Annotated in this window: 23 protein-coding genes and 5 tRNA genes; 3 read left to right on the forward strand and 25 right to left on the reverse strand. The window is 54.7% G+C overall.

Going from position 1 to position 24,731, the window contains the following annotated elements:
- Positions 1 to 5: 5 nt before the first annotated feature.
- Positions 6 to 503 carry an ureidoglycolate lyase gene (locus ACQGQ5_RS03805; RefSeq protein ID WP_455735266.1) on the reverse strand — a complete coding sequence of 166 codons (498 nt, stop codon included), beginning with the start codon at positions 501 to 503 and terminating at the stop codon, positions 6 to 8.
- 30 nt (positions 504 to 533) lie between these two features.
- Positions 534 to 1,361 carry a MurR/RpiR family transcriptional regulator gene (locus ACQGQ5_RS03810; RefSeq protein WP_455735267.1) on the reverse strand — a complete coding sequence of 276 codons (828 nt, stop codon included), beginning with the start codon at positions 1,359 to 1,361 and terminating at the stop codon, positions 534 to 536.
- 361 nt (positions 1,362 to 1,722) lie between these two features.
- Here ACQGQ5_RS03810 and ACQGQ5_RS03815 point away from each other — a divergent pair, with 361 nt between their 5' ends.
- Positions 1,723 to 3,390, forward strand: a complete 1,668-nt coding sequence (locus ACQGQ5_RS03815) for a ribulokinase (RefSeq protein WP_455735268.1) — start codon at positions 1,723 to 1,725, stop codon at positions 3,388 to 3,390.
- Between the two features lie 648 nt (positions 3,391 to 4,038).
- Here ACQGQ5_RS03815 and ACQGQ5_RS03820 read toward each other — a convergent pair.
- From ACQGQ5_RS03820 to ruvC, 18 genes are all read right to left on the reverse strand, one after another.
- Positions 4,039 to 4,114: transfer RNA gene (locus tag ACQGQ5_RS03820), tRNA-Lys, on the reverse strand.
- Between the two features lie 87 nt (positions 4,115 to 4,201).
- A tRNA-Gln gene (locus ACQGQ5_RS03825) sits at positions 4,202 to 4,277 on the reverse strand.
- A 47-nt stretch (positions 4,278 to 4,324) separates the two neighbouring features.
- Positions 4,325 to 4,401: transfer RNA gene (locus ACQGQ5_RS03830), tRNA-His, on the reverse strand.
- 6 nt (positions 4,402 to 4,407) lie between these two features.
- A tRNA-Arg gene (locus ACQGQ5_RS03835) sits at positions 4,408 to 4,484 on the reverse strand.
- A gap of 9 nt (positions 4,485 to 4,493) precedes the next feature.
- A tRNA-Gly gene (locus ACQGQ5_RS03840) sits at positions 4,494 to 4,567 on the reverse strand.
- An 81-nt stretch (positions 4,568 to 4,648) separates the two neighbouring features.
- Positions 4,649 to 6,937 carry an AAA family ATPase gene (locus tag ACQGQ5_RS03845; RefSeq protein WP_455735269.1) on the reverse strand — a complete coding sequence of 763 codons (2,289 nt, stop codon included), beginning with the start codon at positions 6,935 to 6,937 and terminating at the stop codon, positions 4,649 to 4,651.
- Positions 6,938 to 7,000: 63 nt separating this feature from the next.
- On the reverse strand, positions 7,001 to 7,612 hold the full coding sequence (locus ACQGQ5_RS03850; RefSeq protein ID WP_455735270.1) for a CDP-alcohol phosphatidyltransferase family protein: 612 nt from the start codon (positions 7,610 to 7,612) through the stop codon (positions 7,001 to 7,003).
- A 16-nt stretch (positions 7,613 to 7,628) separates the two neighbouring features.
- Positions 7,629 to 8,147: a CvpA family protein gene (locus ACQGQ5_RS03855; protein ID WP_455735271.1), complete on the reverse strand. Its 519-nt coding sequence runs from the start codon at positions 8,145 to 8,147 to the stop codon at positions 7,629 to 7,631.
- A 76-nt stretch (positions 8,148 to 8,223) separates the two neighbouring features.
- Positions 8,224 to 9,462 (reverse strand): DUF5711 family protein, encoded by a 1,239-nt coding sequence (locus tag ACQGQ5_RS03860; protein ID WP_455735272.1) that lies wholly within the window; start codon positions 9,460 to 9,462, stop codon positions 8,224 to 8,226.
- A gap of 1 nt (position 9,463) precedes the next feature.
- Entirely contained in the window at positions 9,464 to 10,213 is a 750-nt protein-coding gene (gene truA / locus ACQGQ5_RS03865) for a tRNA pseudouridine(38-40) synthase TruA (RefSeq protein WP_455735273.1), read from the reverse strand.
- A gap of 37 nt (positions 10,214 to 10,250) precedes the next feature.
- Positions 10,251 to 11,066: an energy-coupling factor transporter transmembrane component T family protein gene (locus ACQGQ5_RS03870; RefSeq protein ID WP_455735274.1), complete on the reverse strand. Its 816-nt coding sequence runs from the start codon at positions 11,064 to 11,066 to the stop codon at positions 10,251 to 10,253.
- Positions 11,059 to 11,925 carry an energy-coupling factor transporter ATPase gene (locus ACQGQ5_RS03875; RefSeq protein ID WP_455735275.1) on the reverse strand — a complete coding sequence of 289 codons (867 nt, stop codon included), beginning with the start codon at positions 11,923 to 11,925 and terminating at the stop codon, positions 11,059 to 11,061. Before ACQGQ5_RS03875 ends, ACQGQ5_RS03870 begins: the two co-directional genes overlap by 8 nt.
- Positions 11,912 to 12,787, reverse strand: coding sequence for an energy-coupling factor transporter ATPase (locus ACQGQ5_RS03880; protein WP_455735276.1), 876 nt, complete (start codon positions 12,785 to 12,787; stop codon positions 11,912 to 11,914). The genes ACQGQ5_RS03875 and ACQGQ5_RS03880 overlap by 14 nt, the downstream gene beginning before the upstream one ends.
- Before the next feature lie 23 nt (positions 12,788 to 12,810).
- The gene (locus ACQGQ5_RS03885) at positions 12,811 to 13,674 is read right to left on the reverse strand and encodes a class I SAM-dependent methyltransferase (RefSeq protein ID WP_455735277.1); all 864 of its coding nucleotides are present in this window, start codon (positions 13,672 to 13,674) and stop codon (positions 12,811 to 12,813) included.
- A 111-nt stretch (positions 13,675 to 13,785) separates the two neighbouring features.
- Positions 13,786 to 15,135, reverse strand: coding sequence for a phosphoglucosamine mutase (glmM, locus tag ACQGQ5_RS03890; RefSeq protein ID WP_455735278.1), 1,350 nt, complete (start codon positions 15,133 to 15,135; stop codon positions 13,786 to 13,788).
- Positions 15,136 to 15,167: 32 nt separating this feature from the next.
- A complete protein-coding gene (ruvB, locus tag ACQGQ5_RS03895; RefSeq protein WP_275716381.1) occupies positions 15,168 to 16,181 on the reverse strand; it encodes a Holliday junction branch migration DNA helicase RuvB in 1,014 nt (337 codons plus the stop codon).
- A 164-nt stretch (positions 16,182 to 16,345) separates the two neighbouring features.
- Positions 16,346 to 16,948, reverse strand: a complete 603-nt coding sequence (ruvA, locus tag ACQGQ5_RS03900; protein ID WP_455735279.1) for a Holliday junction branch migration protein RuvA — start codon at positions 16,946 to 16,948, stop codon at positions 16,346 to 16,348.
- 21 nt (positions 16,949 to 16,969) lie between these two features.
- Positions 16,970 to 17,485: a crossover junction endodeoxyribonuclease RuvC gene (gene ruvC / locus ACQGQ5_RS03905; protein ID WP_455735280.1), complete on the reverse strand. Its 516-nt coding sequence runs from the start codon at positions 17,483 to 17,485 to the stop codon at positions 16,970 to 16,972.
- 220 nt (positions 17,486 to 17,705) lie between these two features.
- Between ruvC and pap the strand changes: the two genes are divergently transcribed.
- Complete coding sequence (gene pap / locus ACQGQ5_RS03910) at positions 17,706 to 19,202, forward strand: polyphosphate:AMP phosphotransferase (RefSeq protein WP_455735281.1); 1,497 nt, start codon at positions 17,706 to 17,708, stop codon at positions 19,200 to 19,202.
- 15 nt (positions 19,203 to 19,217) lie between these two features.
- Entirely contained in the window at positions 19,218 to 20,075 is an 858-nt protein-coding gene (locus ACQGQ5_RS03915; RefSeq protein ID WP_455735282.1) for a GNAT family N-acetyltransferase, read from the forward strand.
- Here the strand turns inward: ACQGQ5_RS03915 and ACQGQ5_RS03920 are convergent.
- The 5 genes from ACQGQ5_RS03920 to ACQGQ5_RS03940 all read right to left on the reverse strand — a co-directional run bounded on the left by ACQGQ5_RS03920 (position 20,072) and on the right by ACQGQ5_RS03940 (position 24,433).
- The gene (locus ACQGQ5_RS03920; RefSeq protein ID WP_455735283.1) at positions 20,072 to 20,512 is read right to left on the reverse strand and encodes a threonine/serine exporter family protein; all 441 of its coding nucleotides are present in this window, start codon (positions 20,510 to 20,512) and stop codon (positions 20,072 to 20,074) included. The two genes, ACQGQ5_RS03915 and ACQGQ5_RS03920, sit on opposite strands and share 4 nt — an antisense overlap.
- A 4-nt stretch (positions 20,513 to 20,516) precedes the next feature.
- On the reverse strand, positions 20,517 to 21,281 hold the full coding sequence (locus ACQGQ5_RS03925) for a threonine/serine exporter family protein (RefSeq protein WP_455735284.1): 765 nt from the start codon (positions 21,279 to 21,281) through the stop codon (positions 20,517 to 20,519).
- A 138-nt stretch (positions 21,282 to 21,419) separates the two neighbouring features.
- Positions 21,420 to 22,364, reverse strand: a complete 945-nt coding sequence (locus ACQGQ5_RS03930; protein WP_455735285.1) for a transketolase family protein — start codon at positions 22,362 to 22,364, stop codon at positions 21,420 to 21,422.
- The gene (locus ACQGQ5_RS03935) at positions 22,365 to 23,210 is read right to left on the reverse strand and encodes a transketolase (RefSeq protein ID WP_455735286.1); all 846 of its coding nucleotides are present in this window, start codon (positions 23,208 to 23,210) and stop codon (positions 22,365 to 22,367) included.
- 41 nt (positions 23,211 to 23,251) lie between these two features.
- On the reverse strand, positions 23,252 to 24,433 hold the full coding sequence (locus ACQGQ5_RS03940) for an iron-containing alcohol dehydrogenase (protein ID WP_455735287.1): 1,182 nt from the start codon (positions 24,431 to 24,433) through the stop codon (positions 23,252 to 23,254).
- Positions 24,434 to 24,731: the final 298 nt, after the last annotated feature.

The raw sequence follows: 24,731 nt of genomic DNA on the forward strand, positions 1-24,731 counted from the left end.
ATTGACTAGACCTCAATTTCAATCCAATCCGCTTCGTCGTACTGTACTTCATGGCAGTCGTTCGCATATGTTCTTTCCGGCAAAACGATCAGATGATTTACAAATTCCTTATGTACAGGAACAGGTGCATAGTGCCAAACACCGGTATTCATTTTCACCAGTGTTCCCTGAGGGACATAAAAAGCAACTGTTTCCTCCGGAACCGGTTTGAGGTTACTTGCGGGAGCAACATAAAGAATTGCATCGTCGTTTACCGGCATCCAGGCCTCTGCGGTAAAATTGTGATATTCACTTGCCTTAACAATAATTTTTTCTGGCTTTTGTACTTTAAGAATGGAAAAAGTCAGCTCCATGCTCGGAGAAACATGCATGGAAACCGGGTCACGGTAAAATGTACACGGTCCTTCCCCTAAATTGTTTGTCTTTGGATCCGTAACACTCACATAGGATCCAAATGGAGCAAAGGCTGCCACACTTAACTCTTGTACCTTAATTTTTCTCATCTTCTCTTCCTTTCTTGCATTAAAAACATATTAAAATTGCTGTGACCGGATCAATTTGGAAATATTGTGATGATATTCCAATGCATAGTCCCAGTTTTTAACCGCTACTCCGGTACAGAGAGCATCTAAAATTGCGAGCTGCGCGATTCTGGACGCAGTTGCCAAATCGTGTGTCTGATAATTTTTGCTGTACGTCAATAGAACACAATCGCTGAAAAGTGCAATTTCAGATTTTGAGTTCTGGGTTAAACTGATCACCGGTACGCCGTTGGAATGTGCAATTTTCACATTTAAATTGGTGATCTTTGACTCTCCCGACAGGGAAATGGCAACCGCCAAATCGTTTTTTCCCAGCGACTGTGCCAATAACATCTGAGCACCCTGATCCTGCTCCACCTGAGCCTTTTTTCCGATATTGGAAAAGTGCCAAAAAGCATCATAAGCGACCACATACGAACTTCCTATCCCGAAAAAGGCGATTTTTTCCGCTTGATTGATCATGTCCACCGCTTTAATGAAGTCATCCTTATTCAGCATTTCAGTAGTGTATTTCAAATCCTCCTGTTCAGAAGACATAATTTTTTGAAACACATCCATAGAACTGTCCGTCCTCAAAATGCTTTCAGGAACCGGCTGTTCATTATCCGCGCCAAGATCTTTCGCCAGATGGATCTTAAACTCATAGTATCCTTTAAAGCCAATTTCTTTTGAAAAACGAACAACACTTGCTTCGCTGACCGAGATTTCCTCTGCCAGCTGCGCCGCCGTCAAATCCAGCGTTTTTGCAGGATTTGCAATTACATACATCGCCACTTTTTTCTGCTGAGATGTTAGTTTATGCTGCATGTTTTTTACCAATACCAAAGTTCCGGTATTTTCGACGCTAATATTATCTATGCCGATCGCCCCCTTATCAAACTTATTCGGAGTCTGCTTGCAAATCTTTCTCTGAAACTCGTCGTGAATGAATATTTCATTCGTATGCAGTTATAATATCTTTATTTACTGAGAATGTCAATAGTTTTTAAAAAATTAATATTTTTCTATTCTTTTTAGTTGATTTTTTGAGTTTATTGTGAATATTTAATTCATAATTCACTTGACAAGCTTCTTTCTGTAGATTATATTTAATGTGAAAAGTGAGTTTTTAGCCAGACATCATATTGGTTGAATTATTATTTCAAATATTCAACCGTATAATATTAAGGAGGACTTTTTCATGGAGACCAAATTGGTGATTGGTGCAGATTTTGGAAGTGACTCTGTTCGCGCAATAGTCGTAAACGCTATAACGGGTGAAACTAAAGGGGAAGCTGTATGCGCATATCCAAGGTGGGCGGAAGGGAAATATTGCGAACCGGAAAATTATCAATTCAGGCAACACCCGCTGGATTATCTGGAATCTTTTGAAAAATGTGTTAAACAGGCCGTTCTTGAATGTGGACCAAACGCAGGCGAACACGTCTACGCCATCTCCGTTGATACAACGGGGTCAACTCCCTGTCCGGTAAACAGAGAGGGGATTCCCTTAGCGCTTTTGGATGAATTCCATGAAAACCCCAACGCAATGTTTCATTTATGGAAGGACCATACCGCTATAAAAGAAGCTCAGGAAATTAATGATAGATTGTCCAATTTCAACGGAATTGATTATCTCAAATTTCAAGGCACCTACAGTTCCGAATGGTGGTGGGCCAAAATACTTCACACTTCGCGTGTTGATCCGCGTGTGAAAGAAGCAGCCTGGTCCTGGGTGGAGCACAGCGACTGGATTCCGGCCGTTCTTACCCATCACACAGACCCTCTGACGATGTACCGCTGTTCCTGCGCTGCCGGTCACAAAGCCCTTTGGAACAGCGAATTCAACGGGCTGCCCTCGACAGATTGCCTGAGCAGCATCGATCCTTATCTGGGAGTTGTTGCAAGGCGTTACGGCAGCGGCCCGCAAAATGCGGGAACCTGTCTCGGGCCAATATCAAAAGAATGGGCCGACAAGTTGGGAATCAGTGAAAAAGCTGTTGTCGGCGGAAGTTCCTTTGACGCGCATGCCGGTGCGGTTGGCGCAGGGATCAAACCAACCACCCTTGTAAAAGTTGTGGGCACCTCCACAGTTGATATGCTGATTGAAAAACACGAAAATTTAAAAGGCAAAAATTTAAAGCAGCTGTGCGGACAGGCAGAAGACTCCATCATACCGGGCTATGTAGGGATTGAAGCCAGTCAGGCAGCATTCGGCGACATTTTTGCATGGTTCCGCAAAATATTGATGTGGCCAACACATAATATTTTAAACCATTCTTCCCTTATTACAGACGAGCAAAAAGAAAAATTGGAGAAAGAACTACAGGAAAGCATGATTTCCACATTGGAAAAAAGTATACACTCCGCTCCCAAGGTATCCAACATCGTGGCTTTGGACTGGTTCAACGGAAGAAGATATCCAAATATTAACGAAACGCTGCAAAGCGGCATATATGGGTTAAAACTTGGTACGGAAGCTCCCGAGATTTTTGAAGCTTTATCGATGGCGGCATGTTTCGGTTCCAAAACGATTTTTGATAGCTTGGTATCGGCAGGAATAGAAATCAAAGAAATCATTGCAGTCGGCGGTATTGCCCGCAAATCTTCTTATTCCATGCAGTTAATGGCAGATGTTCTTAACCGTCCGATTCACATTTCCGCAGCAACTCAGGCCTGCGCACGTGGTGCAGCCATCTATGCATCGGTTGCCGCTGGAATTTATTCCTCAATTCCGGAATCACAGGTCCATATTTGCGAAGACTACATAACGGACTATTACCCCCGTGAAGAATATGTTATTGCCTATGCAAAAACCTATGAAAAATTTTTGAAATTTGGAAATTTTGTGGAATGCAGCGGTCAATAGTAATTAGAAAGGCCAAATAGTCACAAAACGACTTGCATTTGATTTCATTCGTTATTTGTATGTTAAACTGAACTGTAACCCCCCCCAGCCCTTGGTTCAGGACAAAGAAATCCCGCATATAAAACTCTTCCCTTTAACTTCCTTCACCGCGGGGTTCTCACCCCAATGGCAAAATAAAAAGCACCCCTGCGGGTGCTTCTTTATTTTGGTGAACCATCGGGGATTCGGGTGTTGGCACACTCCACCCGCGGGCGCACCGCGCCTTTTTGCGCCTCCGGCGGCGGCTGTCCGTATTGCGATGAAGAAAACTTTTTTACAGGACCCCAGAACAAAACGAATCTTCGTCTCATTTTTCTCCCATCCTGTAACGCGGGGTTCTCACCCCAATGGCAAAATAAAAAGCACCCTGCGGGTGCTCTTTATTTTGGTGAACCATCGGGGATTCGGGTGTTGGCACACTCCACCCGCGGGCGCACCGCGCCTTTTTGCGCCTCCGGCGGCGGCTGTCCGTATTGCGATGAAGAAAACTTTTTTACAGGACCCCAGAACAAAACGAATCTTCGTCTCATTTTTCTCCCATCCTGTAACGCGGGGTTCTCACCCCCAATGGCAAAATAAAGAAGCACCCGCAGGGGTGCTTCTTTATTTTGGTGAACCATCGGGGATTCGAACCCCGGACACCTTGATTAAAAGTCAAGTGCTCTACCGACTGAGCTAATGATTCATAAACAACTTGTATATTATATCAGCTTTAAAGGCTAATGTCAATAACAAATGCCTGTCCGCGTACAACGCCCGCAGACAGGCCCGTTGGCTGGGCTGGCAGGATTTGAACCTACGGAATGACGGAGTCAAAGTCCGTTGCCTTACCCCTTGGCTACAGCCCAATATGAAGCGCGGAACAACTCAGTTATGCCCCGCGCCAATTTTTAAATGGGGTGGAAGATGGGATTCGAACCCACGGTCTCCAGTGCCACAAACTGGCGCTTTAACCAGCTAAGCTACATCCACCATATATGGCGCGCCAAAAGGGACTCGAACCCCTGACCTACTGCTTAGAAGGCAGTTGCTCTATCCAGCTGAGCTATTGGCGCTTATACCCATGGAGCGAGTGATGGGAATCGAACCCACACGACCAGCTTGGAAGGCTGGAGTTCTACCACTGAACTACACTCGCATTTTAGCGACGGCTATTATTGTAGCATAGTTCAGTGGCAAATGTCAATACGTCATCGACTGTTCTCCAAATTTTTAATATTTATTTCAAAACATTCAGGATAATTCCATCTTTTTCGTCAGCCGTTGCGGCAATACCTGTGACCGTGTCGCCGTAATTCTCCACGATCAGCGAAGCAATCTTATCCTCCACCTGGCGGCGGATCAGGTTTCTCAGGTCCCTGGCGCCGCTCTTGCCGCCAAAGGCGTGCTGCGCAAGATAATGAGTGGCCTTATCGTCATAAGCCAGCCGGATGCCGCGCTCCTTCAGGGAATCGACGTACTCGTTCAGCATCAGGTGGGAAATGGCCTCAAAATCGTCCACACTGAGCGAACGGAACACGATGATCTCATCTACCCTGCTCAAAAATTCCGGGCGCAGAAAGTCCGAGAGGGCCTTCATCGCCTTTTCCCGGGTGACGTCGGCGGTACTCTTCGCAAATCCCAGTGCGCCTTCCTTCTTTTCGCTGCCCGCGTTGGAAGTCATGACGAGGACGGTGTTTTCAAAGTTGACGGTGCGGCCGTGCGCGTCGGTGATGCGGCCTTCGTCCAGAATCTGCAGAAGGATGTTCATCACGTCGGGATGCGCCTTTTCAATTTCATCAAACAGCAGAACCGAGTACGGACGGCGGCGGACCTTCTCCGTGACCTGACCGGCCTCGTCGTAGCCGACATAGCCCGGCGGAGAGCCGATAATGCGGGACACCGAATGCTTCTCCATAAATTCGGACATATCGAGCCGTATCAGCGTCTCCGGCGTGTCAAACAGCTCCTTTGACAGCACCTTGACCAGTTCGGTTTTTCCCACGCCGGTGGGGCCCACAAAGATAAAAGACGCAGGCCTGCGGCGGGGGCTGATCTGCACCCTGCTGCGGCGGATCGCCGCCGAAACAGCTTTTACCGCTTCCTGCTGCCCGATCACCTTCGAATTTAAAATGCCCTCGATATCCGCCAGCTTTTTCAGCTCGTTTTCCTGAATCCTGCTCGCGGGGATACCGGTCCAGAGCTCGATCACGCGCGCGATGTCCTGTTCCTCTACCTCGGCTCCCAGCGCCAGGGGGGCCAGCTGCCTCGTTTTGTCTTCCAGCCTGGAAATCTCGGTGCGCACCTCGGCCAGCTTTTCATAATCCGGCTGAACGTCGTCCGCCGTAAGCTCTTCCTCACGCTCCTTTAGCTTTTCCAGCTCAAAGTTGGCTGAATCATAGTCCGCCATGGGAATATTTCTCAGCGCGGCACAGGCGCATGCCTCGTCCAGAAGGTCGATCGCCTTATCCGGCAGAAAACGGTCGTTGATATACCGCTCGGAAAGGACCGCGGCCTTGCGCACAATCTGCTCCGGCACACGGACCCGATGATACGTCTCATAATAGGATTTGATACCCATCAGCACGTCTACGGTCTCCTCTACGGATGGTTCCGCTATGGTAACGGGCTGGAAACGCCTTTCCAGTGCGGCGTCCTTTTCAATGTATTTGCGGTATTCCACAAACGTCGTCGCGCCGATCACCTGTATTTCGCCTCTTGAGAGCGCCGGCTTCAGGATATTGGCGGCGTTCATGGAGCCCTCCGCGTCGCCTGTGCCGACAAGGTTGTGCACCTCGTCGATAAACAGTATGATATTCCCTTCCGCCTTCACCTCGTCCACAAGGCCCTTGATGCGGCTTTCAAACTGGCCGCGGAATTGTGTTCCGGCAACCAGAGCCGTTAAATCCAACAGATGAATTTCTTTCCTCATCAGCCTTGCGGGGACGGTTCCCTTGGCGATACGCAGGGCGAGCCCCTCCGCCACGGCGGTTTTTCCGACGCCCGGTTCCCCGATCAGGCAGGGATTGTTTTTCGTGCGGCGGCTCAGGATCTGGATCACACGGGAAATTTCCTTGTCGCGGCCGACGATGTTGTCGATCTCACCCGCCTGCGCCTTTGCGGTCAGATTGGTGCAATAGGCGTCCAGATGCTTGCGTTTGGTCTTTCTTTTTTCCCGTCTGTCCTTTTTAACCGGTTCGTTATTCTGAATCTTTTCCGGGCTGCTTTCACTGCCGGAGAAAATATTCTGAAGAAAAGGAAAAGTCGCGGCCCCGCCCGGCACAAAGCCGTCGTCACCGCTGTCCTCCTCTTCCGTGCCATCCGAATTGGCGGCCATCAATTCATTCAGTTCCGATTCCATTGCCTCCATCTGTTCCTCGGTGATCCCCATTTTCTCCATCAGATCATTGACCGGCTTTATGCCGAGCTCTTTGGCACAGACAAGGCAGAGGCCCTGGCTTTCTTTGGAATTTACCGTCGGTGAGATAAACACAACCGCCGGCCTTTTATGGCATCTCGAACACATCATAGGCATCCATCACTTCTTCTCTTTCAAAAATAAATATATCCCATCATCAGGTTGTTTCCCAAGTTATTTTCTGGTTGATTTCTTATCCATCAGCTCATCCAGGTTCATGGTATCCTTCGGATCGTTGGAATGCAGGATGGAAAGGTACATTTTAAAATATTGGACAAAAGCATAGATCATAAACGCCGCGGTAATGGAAAGCAGGATAATCGTCACGGTCAGGTCCTGAATTTTCCAGATTCCCTTCATCGTCACGATCACGGCAAAGGAAACATAGAACAGGGTGGTCGCGACCTTGCCGTACCATTTGGCGCCGCCGGGCCTTTTGTTCTTCTTAATTAAGAAACAGGCGGCAATCACCATGACGGCTTCCTTCAGAACGAAGATCGCCAGAAGCGGAATCAGAACCGGCTCTTCAATGGCAAGGCAAATCGCGACCGCGCCCTGCGTCATCTTGTCGGCAAGGGGGTCGAGCATCTGCCCCAGCTCCGTGAACTGGTTGAATTTGCGCGCGATGATTCCGTCGAACATGTCGGTAAGGCCGGAAATAATCAGCACCACCGCCGCCGGCAGCAGTTTATCGTGCATAAAATAATAAACGAACGGAGCGATCAAAAGGATGCGCAGAACCGACAGCCCGTTTGGTATATTAATATTCTTGTTCCTATTTTTCATTCATAGTTACCTCGTTCTAAATTTCCGCCTGGTACAGTAAATATACCGGATTATGAATATATACATACTTGTAAATATTGGACTGTGTAATTTCCTTTGCGTTCATCTGCGGGAATTTTGCCGTAAGAAACGGAAGGGAAAGCTGCAGAACGGCACAGAGAACCACTACGGCCACCGCGCCCCTGACCAGCCCGAACACGCCGCCGAGCAGGGAGTTGACCCCGTGCAGGAGCGGCAGGCTGAAAACGGCGTCCAGCGCGCGGGAAACCATTTGAACCAAAAGCTGAAGAAGTACAAAAAGTACCAGGATCGACAGGACCTTAACGGCCGCCCGGCCAAACACCGTCACCGGGCTCAGCCTGGCAAGAGCAAGGCAGATTGCGCCTGTCAGGTAATTGGACAGCACAATCGAGGCGGCAATGGCAAAAACGGAACCAACCAGCCCCACCAGAGACCGGACAAATCCTATTTTAAAGCCTGAAATCACAAAAAACAAGGCTATTACGCAAAAAGTCACATCCAATATTGTGCCCAACTTCCGCCTCCATGACCCATATGGTTTTTCATATGAAATTTAATATAACACAAAACGCCGCCAACTACAAGGGGACTCATTTGCTGTTGGCCAGACGAATCTCCGAAACGCCCAGGATATAGACGGAGGTCTCGTCGTGAAGGGCGATCGCCCTGGCGTCGCTTCCCGCGTCGCAGGTTCCGGTCAGAGTACCCGCCGCCGCGGAATAAAAATGTACCTGCCCCTGGGAAAGGACAGCCATTGCGTCCGCGTAAAGCGAAAGGGATTCGACCGGATGCGCAAACACAACGGAGGCCGCGGCGCTGCCGGTGTCGTCCAGCACGACCAGCTTGCCGTTTCCGGCGCTGCCGTAAGGCGTCAGCCCCAAAGCGGTCTTTCCGCTATCCATACTATATGCTGACAGATGCAGTCCCTGATAATCAAAATTTGCTTTTGTTTTTCCGCCGGCGCCGATCACCGCGGTCAGACGGTCCCCGACCGCCGTCACCGTGCCGTTGCCGTTGTAGGAAATATCCAGCATCATATTCTCCGGATAGACCGCGAACGGCTCCACCGGCTTGCTGTTGCCGAAATCGAGCAGGTATACGGCGGAGGTCATCGCCCCGTCCTTCGCGCTCACCGCGGCGACCGCCGCTTTCGTGCCGTCCGCGCTCAGCGCGACGGCGGTGGGGTAGTAATCGGAAAACCAGTAGTGGAACAGGATCTTGCCGTCTGCCGCGTAAGCCGTAAGGCACCCTAAGTAGCCGTCCGCCTGCGTAATCAGCGCGTAACGGCCGTTTGCCGCCAGCGCCCCGGCGAGGATATTCTGCTGCCCGTCCTCTTTCACGAGCGTTTTGCTCTGGCTCTCCACCCGATAGCCCTTTCCCCCGAGGTTATAGATCAGGATCCGGCTGCCGCCGACCTTCATAACAGGCCTGGAAAAGCTGTGCTGGCGGCTGACGACGGCCTTTGCCGTAGAGTTCAGCACCGTCAGCGCGGTATCGCTGACGACGACCGCCTCTTTATTCATCGACTGGAAATTGCCCTTTGAAACGGAGCTTCCCGCAATCCTGGAAGGGAAGCCGTCGCCGATTCCCATGCCGACTACGCTGTTCTGCACCCATTCCAGCACGTTTGACGGGGTCAGATTATAGCGGTTGAACCAGATCAGCATGGAAAACACACAGAGAATCAGGATCAGAATAATTTTATACACCCAGCGCGGGACGCGGCTTTCCCGCCGTTCACGGCGCTTTTTCCTGCGCTTTTCCATCCTTTGCTGGTATTTGGCTGTGTCTATTTCGGTTGTGTCGAACCGCTGCCCCCTGTCGCTCATGTTATTTCACATCCTCATAAAAAACACGGTTTAAAAACAGTCCGTAAGGCGGCGCGGTGGGCCCGGCCGCGTTGCGGTTTTTCTCTTCAAGGATCCGTTCCACATCCCGCGGCTCCAGCTTGCCCTGCGCCACACGCAGAAGCGTACCGACCATAATCCTTACCATATTATATAAAAAACCGTCCGCCGCCACGGTAAAGGTGACGAGGTCGCCCTCTCTTTTCACCTCCGCTTTGGTGACGGTACGCGTCATATTGCCCCGTTCGCGCGCATCCATTGTGCAGAACGAGGTAAAGTCGTGCGTGCCCACGAAAAAGCCGGCGGCCTCGTTCAGGCGCGTTTCGTCCAGGCTGTACCAGTAGTGCAGCGCACGGCGGTTCAGAAAGGGGTTCCGGACCGGATGGTTCCAGATCTGATAGATATATTCCTTGCCCTTGCAGGAATAGCGCGCGTGAAAATCGGGGGATACCTCCCGGCAGCTGAGCACAGCTATGTCCTCCGGCAGAAAATGGTTCAGCGCGCCGACCAGACGCTCACAGGGAATGGCATGCTCCGTCTTCAGGCTGATGCAGTACCGGCGGGCGTGTACAAACGAATCCGTGCGGCTGCAGCCCTTGATGTCCGGCCTTTCCCCAATCACCCGGAAAAGCGCTTCCTGAAAAACCTGCTGTACGGAAACGGCGTTCTGCTGAATCTGCCAGCCGTGGTACCGGGAGCCGTCGTAACAAATAATCAGCAGAAGATTTCTCATCGTGCCGCTCCTTTCTGTAAGAAGTTCGTTTTCTTTCTCAGTGCAGGGACGCCGGGAAATAGATTCCGCAGAAAATCACCGCGGCGCAGACGACGAGCGTCAGCGCGGCCGCGACCGCGTCCAGGCCGGACACATGCAGCACCTTCATTTTCGTACGGCCTTCCCCGCCGTGGTAGCAGCGGCACTCCATCGCCATGGCCAGGTCGTAGGCCCGCCGGAAGGAGGAGACAAACAGCGGAATCAGCACGGGAATCAGCGCCCGGATTCTCTGCATCAGGCCGCCGCTTTCCATATCGGCCCCGCGCGCCTTCTGCGCGCTCATGATTTTATCGGTCTCTTCCAGAAGCGTCGGCACAAACCGGAGCGCGATCGTCATCATCATGGCGATCTCATGCACCTTGACGTGGAACAGCTTCAAGGGCTTCATAATCCGCTCCAGCGCGTCGGTCAGCTCCGTGGGGGACGTGGTAAAGGTCAGAACGGAGCTGAAGAGGATCAGGCTGACAATGCGGATGGTAATAAAAACGGCATTGGATACGCCGCCGGAAGTAATCTGAACAAAGCCCCAGCTCCACAGGACCCGGCCGCCGCCGTAAAACAGGTTCAGCACGGAAGTGAAGATCACCACGAACAAAATGGCCTTCAGGCTTTTAAAATACTGTTTCAGCGGAACGCCCGACAGGAGCAGCACCCCCAGAATCAGCGCCGACATGGTGAGCAGGCCCTCAAAATTGGAGGCTACGAAAATAAAGACGATATAGACGAAGGTAATGACGATCTTGACGCGTGGGTCGAGGCGGTGTATAAAGGACCTTCCGGGAAAATACTGCCCGAGCGTAATATCTCTAACCATGCTTCCTGCTCCCCCTTTCCAAAAGCGGCATCAGCTGCCGCAGCGCCTGTTCAATCGTCAGGACGGTGGAAACAGGGTAGCCCTTTGCTTTTAAAACAGCCATGATTTTCGTAATCTGTGGCACGCGCAGGCCCATTGTTTCCAGCTCCGCGTCGCGCGCGAACACCTTTTCCGTTTCTTCGAACATGGCGGTCTTGCCGGAATTCATGACCAGAACACGGTCCGCGGTACGGGCGATGTCCTCCATGCTGTGGGAAACCAGCAGGATGGTGTTGTGCCTGACCTCGTGGTAGCTGACGATCTGGCTTAAAAGCACGTCGCGCCCGCGGGGATCCAACCCCGCCGTGGGCTCGTCCAGAATCAGCACCTCCGGGTCCATGGCAATGACGCCCGCGATGGCGGCGCGCCGTTTTTCCCCGCCCGAAAGCTCGAACGGGCTTTTTTCAAGCAGTTCCCCGCTCAGGCCCACAAAATCCGCGGCCCAGCGCGCGCGCTTGAGAATTTCATCCTTATCGAGCCCCATGTTGCCCGGGCCGAACGAAATATCCTTCAAGACGGTTTCCTCAAAAAGCTGATGCTCCGGATACTGAAAGACCATGCCGACCTGAAAGCGCACGGAGCGGATTTTTTTCGGCTCCGCCCAGATGTCCTTCCCGTTGAGCAGCACGGTGCCGGAGGTGGGGCGCAGCAGACCGTTGAGCTGCTGGATCAGGGTGGATTTTCCGGAGCCGGTGTGCCCGATGACCCCGATGAATTCGCCGGGTTCGATGGAAATGTTCGCGTCGTCCACCGCCGTCTTGCGAAACGGGGTTCCCTCCCCGTAGGTATAGGTCAGATTCTTTGTCTCAATGATCGGCATACGTTTCTCCTAAAGATGCTTTATTTAAAAGCGGCTCAAGCGCCGCGACACATTCCTCAATGGTCAGCGCGCAGTCCGGCAGGTCAAACCCGCCCGCTTTCAGACGATAAATCAGTTCGGTGGCCTGCGGCACGTCCAGCTGATGCTTCTTGAGCAGCTCCACCTGGGAAAAGACCTGCTGCGGAGTCCCTTCGGTCAGAATGTTGCCGCTGTCCATTACAATTACACGGTCGGCCTGTACGGCCTCATCCATATAATGCGTGATCAGGACAATGGTGATCCCCTGTTCTTCATTCAGCTTATGAATGGTATTGAGGACCTCGGTGCGCCCGCGGGGGTCGAGCATCGCGGTGGGCTCGTCCAGCACAATGCAGTCCGGCTGCATGGCGATGATGCCCGCGATGGCGATACGCTGCTTCTGCCCGCCGGAAAGCTTGTACGGCGCGTTCAGCCGGTAGTCGTACATTTCCACCGCCTTCAGCGCGTCGTCCACCCGTTTGCGGATTTCAGCTGGCGGCACGCCCAGGTTTTCCGGGCCGAACGCCACGTCCTCCTCAACGATGCTCGCGACAAGCTGATTGTCCGGGTTTTGCAGCACCAGGCCGACGCGGCGGCGGATCTCATAGAGCACGCTCTCGTCCGCCGTATCCATATTGTCCACATACACCTTGCCGCCGCTGGGCAGCAGCATGGCGTTGAAGGTTTTGGCGATGGTGGATTTCCCGGAACCGTTATGGCCCAGAAGGGCTACGAATTCGCCTTTGCGGATATCGAGAGACACGTCTTTCAGGACCTCGTGCTGCTCTTCGATTTCCGGCTCGTCGTAGCTGAAGGAGATGTTGTCCGCTTTGATATAATCCATTTTTATACCTACCTGTTTATCGTTCATTTACTTTCCCATATCGCGGTGCTGCCGCAGGGCAGCACCAGCCCGCTCCCGGTCACCGGCAGCCCGATTTCGTCGGAAGAAACGCGGCCGCCGAATTTTTTCTGAATCAGCGCGCCCAGAAGATATTCCATCACCGCCGGGGACAGCCCCGTCGTATAGGAGTTCAGGATAAAGAACAGCGGATGCTCCGAAAGAACCGGCATGCACATTTCCACCAGCGGATAAAGCTGTTCCTCCAGCTTCCACACCTCGCCGCCCGGACCGCGCCCGTAGGACGGCGGGTCCATAATAATGCCGTCGTAGGCGTTGCCCCGGCGCTGTTCCCGCTGCACAAATTTCACGCAGTCGTCCACCAGCCAGCGGACCGGTCTGGATTCCAGACCGGACGCGGCGGCGTTTTCCTTCGCCCAGGCGACCATGCCCTTCGACGCGTCCACGTGGCAGACCTGCGCGCCCGCTTTCAGGCAGGCCAGCGTCGCCGCGCCGGTATAGCCGAACAGGTTCAGCACCTTCAGCGGCCGGTCCGCCTCCGCGATTTTTTTCATTGCGAAGTCCCAGTTCACGGCCTGTTCCGGAAAAATGCCCGTGTGCTTGAAACCCATGGTCTTGAGCTGAAAAGTCAGTTCCCCATAGTGGATTTTCCACATGGGCGGCACTTTTTTCAGCTCCTGCCAGTTTCCGCCTCCGGTGGAGGAACGCAGGTAGCGCGCGTGGGCCGAATTCCACAGGGGATGCTTCTTCGGCGTATTCCAGATGATCTGCGGGTCGGGCCGGATGAGGACGATATCGCCCCAGCGCTCCAGCCTTTCCCCCGCGGACGTATCCAGCAGTTCGTAATCCTTCCAGTTTGCAGTTCTCAATTTATTCCCTACTCTTATCTTACAGCGTTCCTGTCCGGCCGCTCTGTTTCGCGGCCCGGGGAAACGTCTGGGTGAATTCATTTCTTGACGCGAAGCCCGTTGATCCGGCTTTTACGCCAGCCTGTCACGCACGGTATCGGCCACGGAGTTGGCCAGCACGCTGATATATTCGGGGTCCTCCCCCTCGATCATGACGCGGAGCAGCGGCTCCGTGCCGGAGGGACGGACAACGACGCGCCCGCTGCCGCCCAGCTTCTGCTTCGCCTTTTCGATGGCGTCCTTTACCTTGTCGTCGGTGTAGAAACGCAGTTTGCCTTCCGCGCTGACCTCCACATTGACGATGATCTGCGGATAACGCGTCATCAGGGTGGCAAGGCTGGAAAGCTTCGCCCCTCTGCGGTGGACGATGCTCAGCAGCTGCGCGGCCGTCATTTCGCCGTCGCCGGTGGTGGCAAAGTCGAGGAAAATAATATGCCCGCTCTGCTCGCCGCCGAAGTTATAGCCCTCCAGCAGCATTTCTTCCAGCACATAGCGGTCGCCGACCTTGGTGGCGGCGAATTTGATGCCGTTGTCGTCACAGAAACGGTTAAAGCCCATGTTGGTCATAATGGTTCCGACCGCGGTGTTTTTGCCGAGCTTTCCGCGGCTTTTCAGATCCGCGGCGCAGATGGCCATCAGGAAGTCGCCGTCCACCAGCTGTCCCTTGTCGTCAACCGCAAGACAGCGGTCCGCGTCGCCGTCAAAGGCAACGCCGGCGTCGAGACGGTTTTCCTTGACGAAGGACATCAGGCTCTCCATATGGGTGGAGCCGCACTTCTCATTGACATTGACCCCGTCCGGACGGTCCGCCAGCATGTGGCATTCCGCACCCAGCTCGGTAAACAGCCTTTCCGCCGTGCGGCTTGCCGCTCCGTTCGCGCAGTCGATGCCGATGCGCATACCGTCGAGCGAAAAGGGAACCGTACTCTTGATATGGTCAATGTAGTCGCGCGCCGCGTTTTCCGCGCGGGAAACGCTCCCCACATTTCCGCCGACCGGGCAGTCCGGCTTCTGCGCGTGGTCGAGCACGATCGCCTCGATCTGCTCCTCCAGCGCGTCCGGCAGCTTGTAGCCGTCGCCGCTGAAAATTTTGATCCCGTTGAATTCACAGGGGTTGTGGCTGGCCGTCAGCATTACGCCCGCGTCCGCCTTGTATTTTCCGACCAGAAACGCGACCGCCGGGGTCGGGATGACGCCGAGCTGCACCACGTTGGCCCCGACGGAGCAAAGGCCCGCCGTCAGAGCGCTTTCCAGCATATCGGAGGAAAGGCGGGTATCCTTTCCGATCAGGATTTTCGGATGCCTGTGGTTGCCGTCCGTCAGCACCATGGCCGCGGCGCGGCCGATATTCATAGCCATTTCACAGGTCAGCTCGCTGTTCGCGATTCCTCTGACACCGTCCGTACCAAAAAGTCTTCCCATATAAGCAACTCCTAATATGTTTTATGTTGATTTCAGAACAGTTTTTGCTGACTGTCCTCCTGCCCCGGCGGGGTCAGGCCAAGGTGCAGGTACGCCGCGTGAGTGGCACAGCGCCCGCGGGGGGTGCGGCTTAAAAAGCCGATCTGCATCAGATAGGGTTCGTAGATATCCTCAATGGTCACAGCTTCCTCGCCGATGGCGGCGGCCAGCGTTTCCAGCCCGACCGGCCCGCCGTTGTAAAAGCGGATCAGCGTGCTCAGCATCCTCCGGTCGTTCGCGTCCAGCCCGATTTCGTCGATTTCCAGCCGGTCGAGGCCGACCTTCGCCGAATGGTAGGTGATCACGCCGTCGCTGATGATCTGCGCGAAGTCGCGCACACGCTTTAAAAGCCGGTTGGCGATCCGCGGCGTGCCGCGCGAGCGCGAGGCGATTTCCAGCGCGCCGTCCGCCTCGATCGGGATTTCCAGTATTTTCGCGCTGCGGGTCACGATCCGGGCAAGCTCCTGCGGGGAATACATCTCCAGCCGGAGCACGACGCCGAACCGGTCGCGCAAAGGTGCAGAAAGCTGCCCGGCGCGGGTGGTCGCCCCGACCAGCGTGAATTTCGGCAGCGGCAGATGATAGGAGGCCGCCATCTGGCCCTTGCCCGTAATGATATCCAGCGCGTAGTCCTCCATGGCGGGGTACAGGATTTCCTCCACGCTGCGGGAAAGGCGGTGCACCTCGTCGATGAACAAAACGTCGCCCGGGTTCAGATTGGTCAGAAGCGCCGCCAGATCGCCCGGCTTTTCGATCGCGGGGCCGGACGTGATGCGCAGGTTCACGTTCAGCTCGTTCGCGATGATTCCGGCGAGCGTCGTCTTGCCCAGCCCCGGCGGGCCGTAGAGCAAAACATGGTCCAGCGACTCCCGGCGCTGCTTTGCCGCTTCGATAAAGACGGAAAGATTCTCTTTTACCTTATCCTGTCCAATATATTCCGAAAGCACCTTCGGCCGGAGCGGATTTTCCACTTCGGCGTCCTCCGGCGCGTACTCCGGTGCCACCATACGGTTTTCAAAATCATAGTCGTTTGTATTGTCTTCGTAATTCAACTTCCGGTTCTCCCTCCTTCTGCATTTCGGGGATTCCCTTATTCTCATTGGCTCTTTTGTTTTACTTCTCTTTTATAGTCCCTGTTTGTGTTATATTTATCTTCTATTAAGTAAAAAAATTATTTCATGCCGCCGCCCATCGCCTTCAGCGACTGGCGGATGAGCTCTTCCACCGGCAGGGCGCTGTCAAAGCGTCCGACCACCGCCGCGGCGTCCGTGGGCGAATAGCCGAGCACGGTCAGCGCGTTGACCGCCGCGGCCGCGTTGGACGAGGCGGAGACGATTCCCGCGGGGGCAAACGCCGCCCCGCCGGTCTGCAATCCTTTTACCTTGTCTTTCAGCTCCAGCGTAATGCGCTGCGCGAGCTTCGCGCCCACCCCGCTCGCGCGGGTAAGGGTCTTGCTGTCCCCGGTGGCGACCGCCATGGCGACCTGTTCCGGGGCAAGCTCGGAAAGGATCGCGAGGCCGACCTTCGGGCCGACTCCGCTGACGCCCGTGAGCATTTTAAAGCAGTTCAGCTCGCCCAGGGTCGCGAAGCCGAAAAGGTCCAGCGCGTCCTCGCGCACGTTCAGGTGCGTGTACAGCGTGACCTGCTCCCCAAGGGCGGGCAGCGCGCGCTGGGTGCTGAGCGTCGTCAGGCACTTGAAGCCGACTCCGCCGCACTCCACCACCGCGAGCCCCGGCTCCATATGGATTAACTTTCCCTTTAAACTGTAGAACATTTTCCTGCTCCTGTTTTTCCTTTATTTGAAACAGTCCGAACGGGTCAGCATCCGCCGGCGGAAAACGGAACCCGCCGCCTGCCCGTGACAGATCGCCATGGCAAGCGCGTCCGCGGTATCGTCCGGCTTCGGCACCTCTTTCAGGCAGAGCAGGCGCCTGGTCATCTCCATCACCTGCGGCTTCATCGCCTGCCCGTAGCCGGTAACCGCCATTTTTACCTGCAGCGGCGTATACTCAAAGACCTCGACTCTCGCCTTCTGCGCCGCAAGAAGGATGACGCCCCTGGCCTCCGCCACGCCGATGGCCGTTTTCTGATTGTTCTGAAAATACAGCTTTTCGATGGCTACGGCTTCGGGCTTCCAGTGAGCGATTACCTTTTCCAGCGAATCGTAAATGATTTCCAGGCGGCGGTTGAAATCCTCTCCCGCCTTCGTGACGACCGCGCCGTGCTCCAGCGGCTGGAACCTGCCGCGGTCCGCGCGGATGACTCCGTAGCCCACAATGGCGTATCCGGGATCTATTCCGAGTATGACCATGTTTTCCGCCCCCTGTTCCGCCGGTTTTCGTGCCGCCGGCGTATCCCGCGCCATTGCCGGAGCAACCCATAATATCCGTTTTATTATACCACATACGTATTCAATAGTGAAGAGCAGCCGGGCACTTTCCGGGCGGGTGTTTATCGGTAATTTCGTCAAAGTTATATTTGTTTTTGATGAATTTTAGTATATAATCAGTAGAAAGGCAGGAGGTGTCCCTATGCTGGAAAAAGCAGACAAGAAAGCGGAAATATCCGAAAAGGACGGCAAACAGCGGGCAAAGGAGCTGAAAGCGGCGCTGGCCGCCCTGCAGCAGCCGATCAAGCAGAGCAAGCTGCCGGTCATCATTCTTTTTGAAGGCTGGGGCGCGGCCGGAAAAGGCAGCCTGATTTCCAGCCTGATCCTGAATTTCGACCCCCGCGGGTTCAAGGTGCATTCCGTTACGGAACCGTCGGAGCGGGAAAAGCGGGAGCCGCTTTTGTGGCGGCACTGGCTGAACATTCCCGAGCAGGGCAAAATCTCCGTGCTCGACCGGAGCTGGTACCGGGACGTTTCGGTCGCGAAGCTGGAGGACAGCGTCGGCGATGCGGAAAACCTGCGCCGTATGGACGATATCATAACCTTTGAGCGCCAGCTGACGGACAGCGGATACCTGATCATTAAATTTTTTCTCCACATCGGCAAAAAGGAGCAGAAAAAACGGTTTGAACAGCTGGAAAGCTCCAAAAACACGGCATGGCGCGTAACGGAGACCGACTGGAAACGCAACCGCCGGTACGAGGAGTATTATCAGGTGTTTGACGAGATGCTGGAATACACCTCCACGGAAAACGCGCCGTGGCACGTCGTCCCCTGCACGGACAAAACCGCCGCGGAGCTGGAAATTTTCCGCACCGTCGTGGTCGACTGCATCAACGCCGCCCTGAAACCCCAGTCAAAAGCCGCGCCGACCGTTTCCAACGAAAATCCGGCCGTCGATCCGGGGAATTTTCCGCTGCTGCCGATGCCGAAGCTCGCGGAAATCCCCCTCGACAAAACGCTGGATGAAAAAAGCTACAAGCCCCGCCTGCGCGGGCTTCAGGACGAGCTGAGCGCGCTGCACGGAAAGCTGTACCGGAAAAAAGTACCCGTCGTCATCGTCTACGAGGGATGGGATGCCGCCGGAAAGGGCGGGAACATCCGCCGTCTTGCGCAGGCGCTCGACCCGAGAGGCTACGAGGTGGTCCCCATCGCGGCGCCGAGCCGGGAGGAGGCCGCCCGCCACTACCTGTGGCGTTTTTGGAAAAACCTGCCCAAGGACGGACACATCGCGGTGTTTGACCGTTCCTGGTACGGGCGCGTCATGGTGGAACGGATCGAAGGCTTCTGTACGGCGGAGGACTGGCAAAGGGCTTACCGTGAAATCAACGAGTTTGAGGACCAGCTTCACGACTGGGGCGCGGTGATCGTCAAATTCTGGCTGCAGATCGACAGGGACGAACAGCTGAAACGCTTTCAGGACCGGCAGGACACGCCGTCCAAGCAGTGGAAGATCACGGACGAGGACTGGCGCAACCGCTCCAAATGGGAGGAATACGAAACCGCTGTCAACGACATGCTGCAGTACACCTCGACCCAGTTCGCCCCGTGGCACATCATTGAATCCCAGGATAAAAAATACGGGCGCATCCAGGCGCTGGAAATCATCACCGGCGCGATACGCGAACGGTTCGAATAAAAAAAGAAAGATGTGATGGAAATAAACTGCATACAGACCAATGTACTGACCGAAGAGCAAATTCAAAAGGTACGGGAGCTGGAAACAATCTGTCAGGAGCACGAGGGGCTGAAACGCTCCGTATTCCTGTCCGGCGAACTCAATCTTGACCCCCGCGCCGACTGCTTTTATCTGTCGTATGAGGGAGACCGGCTCATTGCTTTCCTGTCCCTCTTTATGATATTGGAGGGGGAAGCGGAGGTTTCGGCGTACACGCTGCCCAAATTCCGGCAAAGGGGCGCTTTCACTCTGCTGTTCCAAAAAGCCGCGCAAACACTTGCCAAACAGGGAATTCACCGGGTGCTTTTCGTACACGAGCCCCGCGGCGCGGACGCAAAGCGCGTATTGGGAACGCTCGCGGCCGTTCCTTCCCATTCGGAATATTTACTGGCGTTTGACCGTGCCAGATTCTGCAAACCGGCCGGTACCCTCCGGCTGGAAACTCCCTGCGAGGCGGATATTCCCCGATTGGCCGCGCTGGATTCCGAGCTGTTCGGCAACAGTCCGGGAGAATCCGTGTCCATTATGAAAAAAGCGCTGGAGTCCCCCGCAATGAACGTTTACTCCGCTTTTTTGGGAAACGAACCGATCGGGCTGTGCAACGTCAGCACGGAAAACGGAAACAGCTCCATTTTCGGACTCGGTATTGCGCCGAAATACCAGGGCAAAGGCTACGGACGCGAAATGCTGAGCCTGCTGCTGGAACGGCTGATGCCGCGGGACGGAAAGATTACGCTGGAGGTCGGCAGCACCAACCGCACCGCCTGCCAGCTGTACATAACAAGCGGATTTGATACGGAAACGCAGTATGATTATGATCTGCTGACGCTTTAGACTTTTTTATTTTGCGCTGCCACCGTCGTCCACAGCCTGACAATGGAGGAAACCAGCAGGATTCCCATTGCCAGCGCGCCGGCAATACCCAGTGTGTGCAGCCCGGTTTCAATAAACATGGAGTTGTTTCCGATAACGCAGTATTCCATGGTATAATAAATGCCGCCTCCCGGCACCATGGGAAGAAGCGAGACGAGCAGAAAACCCGTCACCGGCATTTTGAGAATCCTCGCCATCATTTCGGCGTAGACGGAAATCGCGATCGTTGCGATAAAATACTGCATGATATCGTTTTGGACGGGGCTGCTCAGCAGATAGAAAACCCAGCCGATCCCGCCGCCAACCGACGCGAAAATCAGGGTTTTCCCACGAAGGTTCATCACGGCCCCGAAGGGAACGCAGGCGCAGAACGCCCAAAGGCACGGTAAAAAATTCATAGTGCTACACCCCCCATATCATGCGCGTCATCGTGAGCGCAATGCCTGCCCCGATGGCGATCGCGGTGGCGACCAGCACGCTTTCCGTAAAGCGGATCAGCCCCGCCATCAGGTCCCCGGCGATCAGGTCGCGCATAAAGCTGGTAATGGCGATTCCGGGGACAAGGTTCATCAGCGCGCCGATGATGACCTTATCCGTATCCAGCGCGAAATTGAACTGCGCCGCAAGCATTGCGAGCGCCGCGGCCGCAAAACTGGCGACGATATTCACGAAAAAGGGGTTGGCGTGAAAGCGGTTCATATGGTGGCACACGATTTTAATGGCCGCGCCGCAGAGCATAGCCCAGTACGCGTCGGTAAAATCCCCGCCGTAAAACAGCGTAAAGAAAAACGCGACCATCGCAAACGCGAGAATCTGAAACAACAGCCCGTAAACCGGGCGGCGCTCGATCTGATCCAGCTCGCGGCGCACCGCTTTAAAATCCGGACGGTCGCGGCAGATCCGGCGGCAAAGGTCGTTTCCCCTTTCCACCTTGTCAAGGTTGGTCCCCCGCACGGGGATACGCCGGATCAGGGTAACCGGCTTGCCCGCCGGCGTGGTGATGGTCACGTTGATACAGGTGGGGATCGCAAAAATTTCACCCGTATCGACCCCGTAAGCGCGGAAAATACGCTGCATGGATTCCTCCACACGGTAGATTTCGGCGCCGTTTGCCAGCAGAAGGCAGCCCACGTCAGTGGTAAGCGTAATCAGATCGTCATAATTCATTCACAACACCCTTTGAAAATATCTTCCCATCGGAAACCGATTGTATTCTATCATATTTTCGGGGACCAGACAATATGAACAGAGGCGGCCGGAAATTCCGGCCGCCCTCACAGATTGCTATCCCATTCTGACTTCGTGTTATTTCTGAAGCGCTTTCTTTGTCACCTCGACAATATGGTCGGCGTTCAGGCCGAACTCGTCAAGCAGGTCGACCGCCGGGCCGGAATGGCCGTAGACGTCGTTCACGCCGACCTTGATCACCGGAACGGGGAACGCTTCGCAGACAGCGCCGCACACCGCGTCGCCCAGTCCGCCGATGACGTTGTGTTCCTCTACGGTAATGATTTTTCCGGTTTCCTTCGCGGCCTTTACAATCAGCTCGCGGTCAAGCGGCTTGATCGTATGGATATTGATAAGCCTTGCGTCGACGCCCTGTTCCTCCAGCGTCCTGACCGCCTTCAGCGCGCGGGAAACCATCAGGCCGGTGGCCACGATGGTGATATCCCTGCCGTCGCGCAGGGTAATGCCCTTTCCCAGCTCAAACCGGTAGTCGTCGGCGTTGTTGAAGCTCTCCACCGCCAGCCTTCCGAGGCGGAGATAGACCGGGCCGTGATGCTCGATCGCCGCTTTGACGGCGGCTTTCATTTCGTAGTGATCGGCCGGATTGAGCACGACCATACCGGGGATCGTCCGCATCAGCGCGATATCCTCGTTGCACTGATGGGTCGCGCCGTCCTCGCCGACGGAAATGCCCGCGTGCGAACCGACGATTTTGACATTCAGCTTCGGATAGCCGACGGAATTGCGCACCTGCTCAAAGGCGCGGCCCGCCGAAAACATGGCGAAGGAAGTGGCGAACGGGATCTTCCCGCAGGCCGCGAGGCCCGCGGCCACGCCCACCATGTTGCACTCCGAAATGCCGCAGTCGATAAAACGGTCCGGACAGGCTTTTTTGAACACGCCCGTCTTGGTCGCCGCGGCAAGGTCGGCGTCCAGCACGACCACCTGCGGATATTTTTCAGACAGCTCCGCCAGCGCTTCGCCGTAGCTTTCTCTTGTTGCCTTTTTTACCATCTCAGCCATTTATTCCGCCTCCAATCCGGACAGCACCCTGTTCAGGTCCTGCATTGCCGTCTCATACTGTTCCGTGTTCGGGGCGGTGCCGTGCCAGCCCACCTGATTTTCCATAAAGGACACGCCTTTTCCCTTGACCGTCTTGGCAATAATCGCGCTCGGACGGCCTTTGACGGTCTTTGCGTGGTTGAACGCAGCTTCGATTTCATCAAAATCGTGTCCGTTGATGACCTGAACGTCAAAACCGAAGGAACGGAATTTTTCATCGATCGGCTCCGGCCCGCCAACCTCGGCGACGGAACCGTCGATCTGCAGTCCGTTGTTGTCCACAATCAGGCAGAGGTTGTCCAGCTTGTGGTGGGCCGCAAACATGGCCGCTTCCCAAACCTGGCCCTCTTCGATTTCGCCGTCTCCCAGAATGGAGTACACGCGGTAGTCCTTATGATCCATTTTCCCGGCGGCGGCCATGCCGCAGGCGGCGGAAACGCCCTGCCCGAGCGATCCGGTGCTCATATCGACACCGGGGGTTCCCTTCATATCCGGATGTCCCTGAAGCATGGAGCCGATATGGCGCAGCTTCTTCATTTCCTCCATCGGGAAATAGCCCCTCAGGGCAAGGGTGGCGTAGAGGCCCGGCGCGCAGTGTCCCTTGGAAAGCACAAAGCGGTCCCTGTTTTCCTCCTTCGGATTTTTGGGGTCGATTTTCATTTCCTTAAAATAAAGGTAGGTAAAAAGATCGGCCGCCGAAAGGCTTCCGCCCGGATGCCCCGATTTCGCGTTGTATACGCCCTCGATCGCTCCCATTCTCACTTTGCACGCCAGTTTCTGCAACTGATTTTTCTCCGTTTTGTTCATATATATTCCTCCCTTAGGTAGTCTTGCCGAGTTCCCCGATTTCAGCGGTTTGCCATTTTATAAATCCGAAAAACGTCGTCGCGGTCCAAAGCCCTGAACCCTCCGACCTTGCGCTTGCCATAGAACACACAGCTGTCCGCCAGCTGCCCCAGAACCTCGTCGCTCTGCACGCCGATTCCAAGCTCCGTAAAGCAGGTGGGCATCTGCAGCGAGGCAAAGAAGGCGACCGTTTTCTCAATCGCGGCGTTGGCTGTTTCTTCGGCGCCGTTCCCATGGATTCCCCATACCTTTTCCGCAAAACGCACAAAGCGCTCCGGCTTTGTCCGATAGCAGTATCTCGCCCAGGAACCCCAGATCGTGGAAAGGCTGGCGCCGTGCGCCACGTCGAATTTTCCGCTTAGTTCATGTCCGAGCTGATGCGGGGCAAAATCGATCACCGCGCCAAGGCCGGTCAATCCGTTGTGGGAAAGGCTGCCGCACCACATCAGTTCGCTCATCGCGCCGTAGTCGCGGGGATTCTCCTTCGCGGCGGGCCCGTTTTTGATCACTACGCGCAGAAGGGCTTCCGCAATCTCATCCGTAAGCTCGTTTCCCTCCGTCAGCGTAAAATAGCGGTCCATCGTATGCATCATGATATCCACGATTCCGCAGGAAAGCTGGAACGGCGGAAGCGTGTAGGTCAGCTCCGGATTCATAATGGCGAACTTCGGCCGGTTAAACGGCGTATTGAGTCCGCGCTTTTCCCCCGTTTCCCAATTGGTAAGCACCGCCGAATCGCTGGTTTCGCTTCCCGCGGCGGAAATAGTCAGGATCGCGCCGACGGGGCTGCTTTTGGTAAGCACGGCCTGTTTTGTCCAGAAAAGCCAGAGATCGGTGTCCGGATTCGCAGCGCCGTGGGCGATCGCCTTCGCCGTATCGATCACGCTGCCGCCGCCGACGCCCAAAATAAAGTCTGCGCCGAACTCCTTCGCCTTCCTGACGCCGTCCCTGGCAAAAGAGAGACGGGGATTCGGAACGACCCCTCCGACGGAAAGGAACGGCAGGCCCCCTTCTTTGAGCGCTTTCTCCACGCGCTCCAAAAGGCCGCTTTTCACCACGCTGTTTCCGCCGTAAACAACAAGAACGCGCGTGCCGCCGTGCTTTTTGATTTCATCGGCGGCCTGTAGCTCGGTATCTTTGCCAAAAATTACTTCTGTAGGGGAATAAAAAGTAAAATTTTTCATTGTTATATCCTTTCTCAGCAATTTTAAAAAAAGTCATGCCAAACGCATTTTCAGCGTTACCGGCCCATTTTGATCTATCCTATATTTTACACGATTTCCCCGTTCTGTCAAATGCTTTTCCCACCGGGGCGGCACGGTTTTCCGGAAGCGGACGGACCCGGAGCCGCATGAAAATAAAAAAACAGTCACCCAGTAAACTTTCATTTAGAGGGCGGCTGTTTTCCTGTTTAGTATTTCCACTGGACCTTACTTTCCGCCGCGATCCGTTTCCGGCAGCCATTGCACGGCTGAGCGCGGT

It is taken from the genome of Caproiciproducens sp., assembly GCF_053840905.1.